10 protein-coding genes and 1 riboswitch are annotated in these 9622 nt (G+C 38.1%); of the genes, 1 reads left to right on the forward strand and 9 read right to left on the reverse strand.

Going from position 1 to position 9622, the window contains the following annotated elements:
- The 3 genes from RQ907_RS05935 to RQ907_RS05945 all read right to left on the reverse strand — a co-directional run.
- On the reverse strand, nucleotides 1-571 hold a 571-nt coding region (locus RQ907_RS05935), incomplete at its 3' end, for a DNA-binding response regulator (protein ID WP_311492461.1).
- Nucleotides 572-923: 352 nt separating this feature from the next.
- Nucleotides 924-1613, reverse strand: coding sequence for a 2,3-diphosphoglycerate-dependent phosphoglycerate mutase (gpmA, locus tag RQ907_RS05940; protein ID WP_311492462.1), 690 nt, complete (start codon nucleotides 1611-1613; stop codon nucleotides 924-926).
- Nucleotides 1613-2662: a rod shape-determining protein gene (locus RQ907_RS05945; RefSeq protein WP_311492463.1), complete on the reverse strand. Its 1050-nt coding sequence runs from the start codon at nucleotides 2660-2662 to the stop codon at nucleotides 1613-1615. Before RQ907_RS05945 ends, gpmA begins: the two co-directional genes overlap by 1 nt.
- A gap of 934 nt (nucleotides 2663-3596) precedes the next feature.
- A riboswitch (TPP riboswitch) is annotated at nucleotides 3597-3696 on the forward strand.
- Between the two features lie 30 nt (nucleotides 3697-3726).
- On the opposite strand from RQ907_RS05945, the gene thiC reads away from it, so the two are divergent.
- Nucleotides 3727-5022 (forward strand): phosphomethylpyrimidine synthase ThiC, encoded by a 1296-nt coding sequence (thiC, locus tag RQ907_RS05950; RefSeq protein ID WP_311492464.1) that lies wholly within the window; start codon nucleotides 3727-3729, stop codon nucleotides 5020-5022.
- A 107-nt stretch (nucleotides 5023-5129) separates the two neighbouring features.
- On the opposite strand, the gene metK is transcribed toward thiC, so the two are convergent.
- The 6 genes from metK to RQ907_RS05980 all read right to left on the reverse strand — a co-directional run bounded on the left by metK (nucleotide 5130) and on the right by RQ907_RS05980 (nucleotide 9568).
- On the reverse strand, nucleotides 5130-6299 hold the full coding sequence (gene metK, locus RQ907_RS05955; protein WP_311492465.1) for a methionine adenosyltransferase: 1170 nt from the start codon (nucleotides 6297-6299) through the stop codon (nucleotides 5130-5132).
- Complete coding sequence (gene ispF, locus RQ907_RS05960) at nucleotides 6292-6771, reverse strand: 2-C-methyl-D-erythritol 2,4-cyclodiphosphate synthase (protein ID WP_311492466.1); 480 nt, start codon at nucleotides 6769-6771, stop codon at nucleotides 6292-6294. The genes metK and ispF overlap by 8 nt, the downstream gene beginning before the upstream one ends.
- Nucleotides 6768-7469 carry a 2-C-methyl-D-erythritol 4-phosphate cytidylyltransferase gene (ispD, locus tag RQ907_RS05965; RefSeq protein ID WP_311492467.1) on the reverse strand — a complete coding sequence of 234 codons (702 nt, stop codon included), beginning with the start codon at nucleotides 7467-7469 and terminating at the stop codon, nucleotides 6768-6770. The genes ispF and ispD overlap by 4 nt, the downstream gene beginning before the upstream one ends.
- Nucleotides 7462-8559 carry a PIN domain-containing protein gene (locus tag RQ907_RS05970; RefSeq protein WP_311492468.1) on the reverse strand — a complete coding sequence of 366 codons (1098 nt, stop codon included), beginning with the start codon at nucleotides 8557-8559 and terminating at the stop codon, nucleotides 7462-7464. Before RQ907_RS05970 ends, ispD begins: the two co-directional genes overlap by 8 nt.
- Nucleotides 8560-8581: 22 nt before the next feature.
- The gene (locus tag RQ907_RS05975) at nucleotides 8582-9061 is read right to left on the reverse strand and encodes a CarD family transcriptional regulator (RefSeq protein ID WP_037326245.1); all 480 of its coding nucleotides are present in this window, start codon (nucleotides 9059-9061) and stop codon (nucleotides 8582-8584) included.
- A 93-nt stretch (nucleotides 9062-9154) separates the two neighbouring features.
- Nucleotides 9155-9568, reverse strand: a complete 414-nt coding sequence (locus RQ907_RS05980) for a hypothetical protein (RefSeq protein WP_311492469.1) — start codon at nucleotides 9566-9568, stop codon at nucleotides 9155-9157.
- Nucleotides 9569-9622: the final 54 nt, after the last annotated feature.

The raw sequence follows: 9622 nt of genomic DNA on the forward strand, positions 1-9622 counted from the left end.
ACCTAATCTTTCTGATATGTTCCCTAACAGATCTTGGAGTGGTATTTAAGCCCCTCTTTTTCATCTCATCTACGATGGCTTCTTTAGAAAGAATTTTAGGCACAGAGTGAATCAAGATTGAACAAATTGTAAGTTCTGACTTAGTTAGGTCAAGGATTTTGTTGCCTACCTTAAAGATACCGTTTGCCTCATCTAAAGTACAAGATCCCATCTCTACCACATCAGCCTTTGATAATTCCTCTACCTTCTTAAAAATATCATCTATAAATTCCTCACGGGTAAAGGAATGAATCACAAAGTCCTTGTCATCAAGTTCCTGCTCATAAGGATTTTTTTGGTATCTTTCTGTTAGGTAGATAACCGGAATGTTCATTTTCTGCTTTATGTATTGGATAAATTGCAAGCACCTGTTGTGGGTCATATCCACCAGGATTAGGTCATAAATACCGCAATCCTTAAACAAGAGCTCGTCAATAGATTCTATTTTTTCTACAACAACCTCATTTTTATCAAAATGAGAATTAATTAGGCCTGATACGCCATTTTCATTTTCTATTGATGCTATTCTCATAATGTCCTCTTTCTACATTATCCTCTGTTAATTATCATATTACTATTATAAAGTAATGTCAATAAGCTTTTTTAATATTTTGCTAAATTTTTATAATAAATAAATGATTCCAGAAAAATATAAAGTGGTTGTTATGACAATATCATGTATGTTTTCGCTTATATGTAGCCATTTCTAATAAAAATTGTCATAATTTTATAAATATTTAAAACAAATAAAAAAAAACAAATTGTCTTTACTCGCATAAATTTATGCCACTAGTAAGATTATATATTAACAAATTATCAAAGATGTGTCAAGAAAAAAAGCCCAAACCCTAGGCGTGCCAGGGTCTGGGAAAAATTTTAAAATTTTATAGGTAGTATTTTTTGATTACGTTTAGTTCGTCGTCTAGTTCGTAAACGAGTGGTTGACCTGTTGGGATTTCTAAGTCCATGATATCATCATCAGAAATCTTTTCTAAGTGTTTTGCAAGTGCTCTTAGGCTGTTACCGTGAGCTGCTACTAGGACTGTTTCACCTTCAAGTAGTTCTGGAGCTATGCAATCAAAATAATATGGTAGTACTCTTTCAAGAGTTACTTTGAGGTTTTCAGCACCTGGGATAACATCTTTTGGAAGGTGGGCAAACATTGGTAAATGTGCTTGTTTTTCCTTTTCTTCTTCAGAAATTTCTGGTGGAAGTGTATCGTAAGATCTTCTCCAAATGTGAACTTGTTCATCACCGTATTTTTCAGCTGTTTCTGCCTTGTTTAGGCCTTGAAGAGCACCGTAGTGTCTTTCGTTAAGTCTGTAAGTTTTGCTTTGTGGAACATACATTTGGTCAGAATATTCAAGAACAAAGTTACAAGTCTTGATAGCTCTTTTTAGAACAGATGTGTGAGCGTGGTCAAATCTAATACCAGCTTCTTTAATCTTTCTACCAGCTTCTTTGGCTTCTTCTACACCTTTTTCAGAAAGGTCTACATCTACCCAACCTGTAAACTTGTTAGCTAGGTTCCATTCGCTTTGTCCGTGTCTTACTAATACTAATTTTTTTGTCATTATCTTCTCCTAAGTTTTTCAAAAGCTTCGTTTTCTTCTTGTTTTGCTTTTATAGCTTCATTCCTATTTTCATCTAAACTGTCAATCCAGTTTAGGGCCTTGGCTGTGCCTTTAATCACACATTCCTGTGGGGAATCAGCAATTTTAGCCCTAATTTGAAACTTCTCTTCTATCCTATCTTTTAGACCAATTGTGAAAGCTGCTCCACCAGTTAAAATAATTTCCCTATCGAAAATATCTGAAGCAAGCTCTGGAGGAGTCACCTCGAGAACCTTCTTAACCCCTTCCACAATCTTGTCAATCTCACCCCTAAGGCAATCCTTAATCTCTGATACTGGTATATAAACCTTGGCAGGAAGAGCATTTGTAATACTCCTACCCTTAACCTCAAAAGAATCATCAAGGGTAAGGTAAGAAGCTTGCTCCTTAATTGATTCAGCAGAAGTATCCCCAATCAAAAGCCCATAACGGCTCCTGATAAAATCCTTGATAATCCTATCAAAAGACCTACCTGCAGCATCAACCGACCTAGAAGCGATGATTTGGCCCATAGAAATAACTGCTATATCACAAGTTCCACCACCAATATCAACAACCATAGACCCCTTAGGATCTGTAATATCAATCCCTGCCCCAAGTGCGGCTGAGAGAGGCTCTTCGATAAGGTAGGTCCTATGAGCACCAGCATTTTCAGCAGCTTGGATAACAGCACGCTTTTCCACCTGGGTAGACCTAGCTGGCACACAAATTAAAAGGTCTGGCTTAAAAAGAGACTTCTTTACAGATTTTTTAAGGAAATAATCAAGCATCCTTTCAGTTGCCTTAAAATCTGCAATCACACCTGCTTTCATAGGTGTAATACAAGCAACATTTCCAGAAGCCCTGCCAATAAGCTTCTTGGCATCACTGCCAACAGCAAGGATTTCGTCAGATAGGACATCAACGGCTATGACAGACGGTTCATTTAATACTATTCCTTTGTTATTAACAAAAACAAGCACACTTGCTGTACCAAGGTCTATCGCAACCGACCTTCTAAATCTTGACATCTTAATTCCTTTTCTATTATTACTTTTACTTAGGCACTGGGCCTTTTTTTGCTAGGCACTATGCCTTTTCGCTCGGCACTGGGCCTTAAAATTTTTTGCATTAGGCATTTGGCCTTATAATTATATTATATTACTTTTTGTGAAATATTAAACTATAAATCTTATTTTATCCAAGATAAATTATTTTTTTCTTTTTTTATCCGATATTAACTGTATCTTAATAATAATCTAGGTCATTTACATGACCTCTCCGTTCATAGGGGGAACCCAAGGATTTTTTCACTAAGTGAGTCTATTATTCCAGGAATATTATCTTTTTTTCTTCAATCCGAGATTGAATCATCTTTTTTGTTAATCCGAGATTAACTATATCTTATATATTATTTCAGTCATCGACATGACTGCTCCGTAAAAAGGAGGAGGCCCAAGATGGGACTTTCTTATCCAATATAAATTATTATTTTATCTTTTAAATTATTATTTTATTTACTATTGAATCTTCGTATCTGGGGGAACCCCAAGGGGGCTTTCCGCATGCCCCCTCATCGGGTTCCCCCAGCCCCCCCTTTCCGTTTCACCCCCGAGCGGCTCCTTAAGCGGAGTGCGAAAATAGAAGCTTGCTAATCGCAAGCTTTTTTTAGTAGAGAGAATTACCTTGTATAAGATTACGTATATCCCCTCTGATTTCTAATATTCAAGCCCCTAAAAACTGATAACTCGGCTTCGCCTCAAACAATCAGTTTTCTTAACGGGGCTTTCTATTAGAAATCATTGCCCGATAAAAAAGAGAATTAGTTTCGAAGTTCCAGATTTTGCTGGGCTCGTTTGGTTTTCGCCAAACTTTGCTAAATTAGCGTTTATTTTTCTGCCTGTTAAATTTTTTTCAATTTTATTTTACTTAATTTGATTTTTATTTTATAATATTACTTGTAAATTAATGATCTATGGGAGCTATGTGCTGAGAGGAAGTTTTGACTTCGACCATTTATACCGGTCAGGGTAATGCCTGCAAGGGATGAAGCATGTTTATACTCCTATAAAATTTTAGGAGGTTTTTTTAATTTATGAAATTTAAGACACAGATGGAAGCTGCAAAACATGGTTTTGTGACTGAAGAGATGAAGATTGTTGCTGAGAAGGAGAATGTTTCTTGCGAATATTTGGTAGATAAGATTGCCAAGGGCGAAATTGTTATTCCTAGAAATAAGAACCACCATTCTATTTCACCAGAGGGTATTGGTACAGGTCTTAGGACTAAAATCAATGTGAATCTAGGTATTTCCAAGGACTTAAATGACCTTGACTTGGAGATGGAAAAGGTTGATATGGCTCTTCAGATGGGGGCTGAATCCATTATGGATTTGTCAAACTATGGTAAAACCCAAGATTTCAGGAAAAGACTTATTGAAAAATCAACAGCCATGGTTGGTACTGTGCCTATGTATGATGCTGTAGGATTTTTGGATAAGGGCCTATCTTACATAAAGGCTAAGGAATTTTTAGACGTAGTTAGAAACCACGCAGAAAATGGGGTAGACTTTGTTACTATCCATTGTGGTATAAATAGGGCCAATGCTGAAATCTTTATGAGAAATAGGAGGGTAAACGAAATAGTATCCCGTGGTGGTTCTCTCTTATTTGGTTGGATGTATATGAATAACCAGGAAAATCCTTTCTACGAATATTTCGATGAACTTTTGGATATCCTAAGGGAGTATGACGTGACCCTTTCTTTGGGAGATTCCCTAAGACCAGGTGGTATCAACGATGCAACAGATCCTTCACAAATAGCTGAGCTTATCACCCTAGGCGAGCTTACCAAGAGAGCTTGGGAAAAGGACGTTCAAGTTATCATAGAAGGTCCAGGCCACGTTCCAATTGACGATATAGAAACAAATGTAAGGCTTGAGAAAAAACTCTGCCACAAGGCTCCTTTTTATGTCCTAGGACCTCTTGTTACAGACATAGCTCCAGGCTACGACCACATAACTGCAGCCATTGGTGGAGCCATAGCAGCAAGCCACGGTGCTGACTTTTTATGCTATGTTACACCAGCAGAACACTTAAGACTTCCTGATGTAAATGACGTAAAAGAAGGTATAGTCGCAAGCAAAATAGCAGCCCATGCTGGCGATATAGCTAAACTTAAGGATGCTAGAAATATTGACCTTGAAATGAGCAAGAGAAGGCAAAAACTAGACTGGAATGGTATGTTTGAGCTTGCCATGGACCCAGAAAAATGCAGGACCTACAGAGCTTCTTCCCAACCAGAAGAAAAGGAAACATGCACTATGTGTGGGGCAATGTGTTCTGTTAGGAATATGAACCTAATTTTGGAAGGTAAGGATATAGTTTTATAAAATACAAAAAAATCGTCCTCTAATCAGATAAGTCTGATGGGGACGATTTTTTATTTGCTCTTAAATTTTAAATATTATTGTAAAGAAAATTTACAAGCTTTTTCTACTTAATATTTTTTTAAATCTTCTACCTTATCCAAGCCTTCCCAAGTAAATTCAGCTTCTGTCCTACCAAAGTGGCCGTAGGCTGCGGTTTTTTTGTAGATTGGGCGTCTTAGGTCAAGCTTATCTATGATTGCTTGTGGCCTAAAGTCGAAGTTTTCTTCTATGATTTGTTTTAATTTCTCATCGTCATATTTACCTGTGCCGAAACTGTCGACGAAGATTGATAGAGGTCTTGCTACTCCAATAGCATAGGATACTCCGATTTCTAATTTTTTTGCAAGACCTGCTGCTACCATATTTTTGGCAGCGTACCTTGCCATGTAGGCTGCTGACCTGTCTACCTTTGTTGGGTCCTTGCCAGAAAATGCTCCGCCACCTGCCTTAGAATAGCCACCGTAGGAGTCTACGATTATCTTTCTACCAGTAAGACCAGAATCTCCCTTTGGGCCACCGATTACGAATTTGCCTGTTGGGTTTACAAAGATTTTGGTTTTATCATCAAGTAATTTTGCTGGTACTACTTCTTTGATGACTTTTTCTATTATATCTTGGCGGATTTGATCCATTGGGATTCCGTCTTTGTGTTGGGTTGAAATTACGATTGAATCAAGCCTTACCAGTTTATCATCATCGTATTCAACAGTCACAAGACTCTTGCCATCTGGTCTAATGTAGTCAATTATGCCTTCCTTGCGGGCTGTGGCTAGTCTTTTTGCCAAATCTTGGGCAAGTTTTACTGACATTGGCAAATATACTTCTGTTTCATCATCTGCATAGCCAAAAACCATGCCTTGGTCACCTGCCCCGATTTTATCGTAGTCGTCATGGCTATCCTCGTATTCGCTTGCCTTGTCAACTCCCTGGGCAATATCTGGTGATTGGCTATTTATTGATGTTAAAACCGCCACGTTTTCGTAGTCAAAACCAAGACTTGGGTCAGAATATCCGATTTCTCTAATAGTTTCTCTTACAATTTCTTCTATTGGTACATAGGCTTCAGTGGTCATTTCACCTACAACTAGGACCAGGCCTGTAGTTGTGATACATTCTGCTGCCACTCTAGCTTTTGGGTCTTCTTTTAGGCAGGCATCCAGAATTGCATCTGAAATTTGGTCGCAGACCTTGTCTGGATGGCCTTCAGTTACTGATTCGCTTGTAATAAATTTACGCATTTATTTCCTCCAAATATACTATGGCTCTTGCTTCTATCCCTTCGCCTCTGCCAGTGAAACCTAATTTTTCGCTGGTAGATGCCTTTACTGACACATTTGCCTGGTCAGTTTTAAGGTGAGAGGCAAGTAAGTTTACAATTTCTTCTCTTTTTGGGGCGACTTTTGGCATTTCACAGATGACAACAGAGTCGAGGTTGCCAATTTTGTAGCCCTTTTCAAACATTTTCTCCACCACCCTATCCAAAAGGTCTATCGAATAAATATCCTTGTAGACTGGGTCTGTATCCGGGAAAAGATTACCAATATCAGGCAGAGCAAGGGCTCCCAAAATCGCATCCATAATGGCGTGGGTTAGGACATCTGCATCAGAATGGCCCAAGAGTCCTAAATCGTAGTCAAATTTTACCCCGCCAAGAATCAAGTCCCTATCTTTTACTAATTTATGCACATCGTAGCCGATTCCTACTCTCATTTTTCCCCCTTTATAAATGCCTTGGCAAAGATTATATCTTCTGCTGTCGTTATCTTTATGTTGGAATATTCACCTTCGACCACCTTGACAGGCTCATTTCTATCAAAAAATTCAAACAATTGGCTATCGTCAGTGATTTTCGCCTCTGATTTGAAATATTTTTGGTAGAGTTTTTTTATTAGCCTAGTGTCAAAGGCCTGTGGAGTTTGGATATTGTAGACAAATTCCCTATTTGGGGTGAAGTCTACCTCCCCATTTTCATTTACAACCTTGATTGTATCCTTGGATTTAGTTGCAGTTATGGCTGCCTTGTAGGCTTCCATTTGCTCTAAAACTCTCAAAAAAAGACCCCTAGATGCAAATGGTCTTACACCGTCATGGTTTAAAACCAAGTCAGAATCAGGATTTAGGGCAGATAGACCCTTGTAGGTTGACTCTTCCCTAGAAGCTCCACCTTGGACCATTTTTATTCTAGGATCTCTAAAAAGACATAAAATCTCAGTCGCAAGGGGAAAATCTTCCTCCCTTGCAACCAAGATTATCTCATCAAATTCTTCTATGCTTGTTACAGTTTCAAGACTTAATTCCAAAACCTTCTTCGTTCCTACTTCTAGGTAGGGTTTGTTTATATCCATACCCATCCTAGTTCCAGAACCTGCTGCAGTTATTACCGCTGATAAAAATTTTCCCTTATACATCTTCTGCCCTTACAAAAATCATCCTGCCTGCTGAGGTCTGAAGTACTGATGTGACCTTGGCTTTGATGGTCTGATCAATTAGATCTTGGCCATCTTCAACTACAACCATAGTCCCATCTTCAAGGTAACCAACTCCTTGGTTTTTGCCCTTGCCTTTTTTAATGACTTCTATTTCCATCCTCTCGCCCGGGATTACCACAGGTTTTAGGGAGTTTGCCAGGTCATTGATATTTAAAATCGGGATGCCTTGGACATCTGCAACCTTGTTTAGGTTGTAATCATTGGTAAAGACCTTGGCTCCTAAGTCTAGGGCAAGCTTTAATAATTTGGCATCAACTTCCTTGATATCCTTATAATCCTTATCTAGGACTGTAAGTTTGATTTTATCAGATTCCTTAATTTTATTTATTATATCAAGACCACGCCTACCCCTTTCTCTTTTGAGATCGTCTGGGGAATCGGCTATGTGTTGGAGTTCCTCTAGGACAAATTCTGTCACAATAAGTTCTCCTTCGAGAAAGTCTGTATTTATGATATCCAAAATCCTGCCGTCTATGATTACTGATGTATCAAGGACTTTTGGACTTGCTGTAAGGTTTGACCTATCAAAAAATTCTCCGCCGTCTTTTTTTATCTCCCTGGACCTAGTCAGGAGGGCTAAAAGATCATCTGAATTTTTGTAGGCTAGTTTCCAACCTAAATAACCAAAACCAATATATAATAAAATAGATAATAGCACAAAAAATGAATTTCCCATAAATGGTAGGGATAGTTTGGTAAGTGGTGTGGATACTAGGGTTGCTATCAAAAATCCTAAGATGATGCCGATTACGCCTATGACTAGGTTGGCAGCAGGCAATTTGCTGATTTTCTTTTCAAATATCGACAGACTCACGGCAGCACGTCTGGATATAGGATCTGTTGCAAAATAAAAAATTATTGCAAATAGAGCTGATGATATGACTTTTGCCCACAGAAGTAATTTGCCGCTATCAGGGACTAGCCCAAAAGCGGCGTTAACTATTCCGAAGACTACTATGCCAAGAACAGCTCCGATTAGTATAAAAACTAATCTGATTACTCTTTTCATAAAATCTCCTTATATTAATAGACTATAAACCAATAGATTCGTCTATCATTTTCTCTGCTTCTTCTTTTTCTAGAGAACCTGCCATGACAAGCTCACTAGCAAGGATACGCCTTGCCCTATTTAGAAGTTTTTTCTCAGTTGTTGAAAGTCCTTTGTCACTATCTAGTATAGCTAGATTTCTAACCATTTTTGCTATTTCAAAGATATCGCCAGTCTTTAAAATTTCTTGGTTGTCCCTATATCTCTTGGTCCAATTAGAATTCATTTCAGTTGGCTTGTCGTCAAGGATAGCTAGGACTTCTAATCCTTCTTCCTTGCTGATAATAAATCTAATATTAGCATCTTTCATGTTATCCGCAGGAATTGATATGTCCATCTCGCCTATAGGCATTTTTAGGATGTAATACTCTCTTTCCTCACCCATAAACTCAATCTTTTCAACTGCATCAATAACCCCTGCACCGTGCATTGGATAAACTATCTTGTCGCCTACTTTAAACATCATAACCTCCTAGGTTTTCCCACTTATATTATACCATAACTTTGAGATTACGCTTATGCTAATCGTTTACTATATCACATTAGAAGTGATATTTCAATCAATTATGCCAGTTTTCATGTTTATTCTTTTGCCGATTACTTCTATCGTACAGTCAGTAGTCTTGCCTCCAAATTCTCCATCAAGAGACCAAGAAACTTCTTTTTCGGTTTTTATCCTTATTTTTTTGACCTGCCTTTGGATTACCAAATCGCTAGATTCGCCAGTTGTTAAGGACTGGATAATCTTATTAAGATCAACTATAGATTCTGGTTTTTTGACCAGAGTCACTTCAAAAACTCCATCAGTAAGGCCAACCTTGTCGTCAAAGAGGTTAAAACCACCAACTGAGACAGAATTTGAAACCATGAAGTGGATAAAATCTCCCCTCACAAGTTCATCGTCAAATTCAATTTCTGCCTGGTAGGAATCCATAGATTGGATTGGCAAAAGTTTTTTGATGCCTTCCACTATATAGGCAGAGCGACCAATTATAATTTAGACATCCAGCTCGGTTGAAAAAGA

Source organism: uncultured Anaerococcus sp. (genome assembly GCF_963510575.1).
GTDB lineage: Bacteria > Bacillota > Clostridia > Tissierellales > Peptoniphilaceae > Anaerococcus.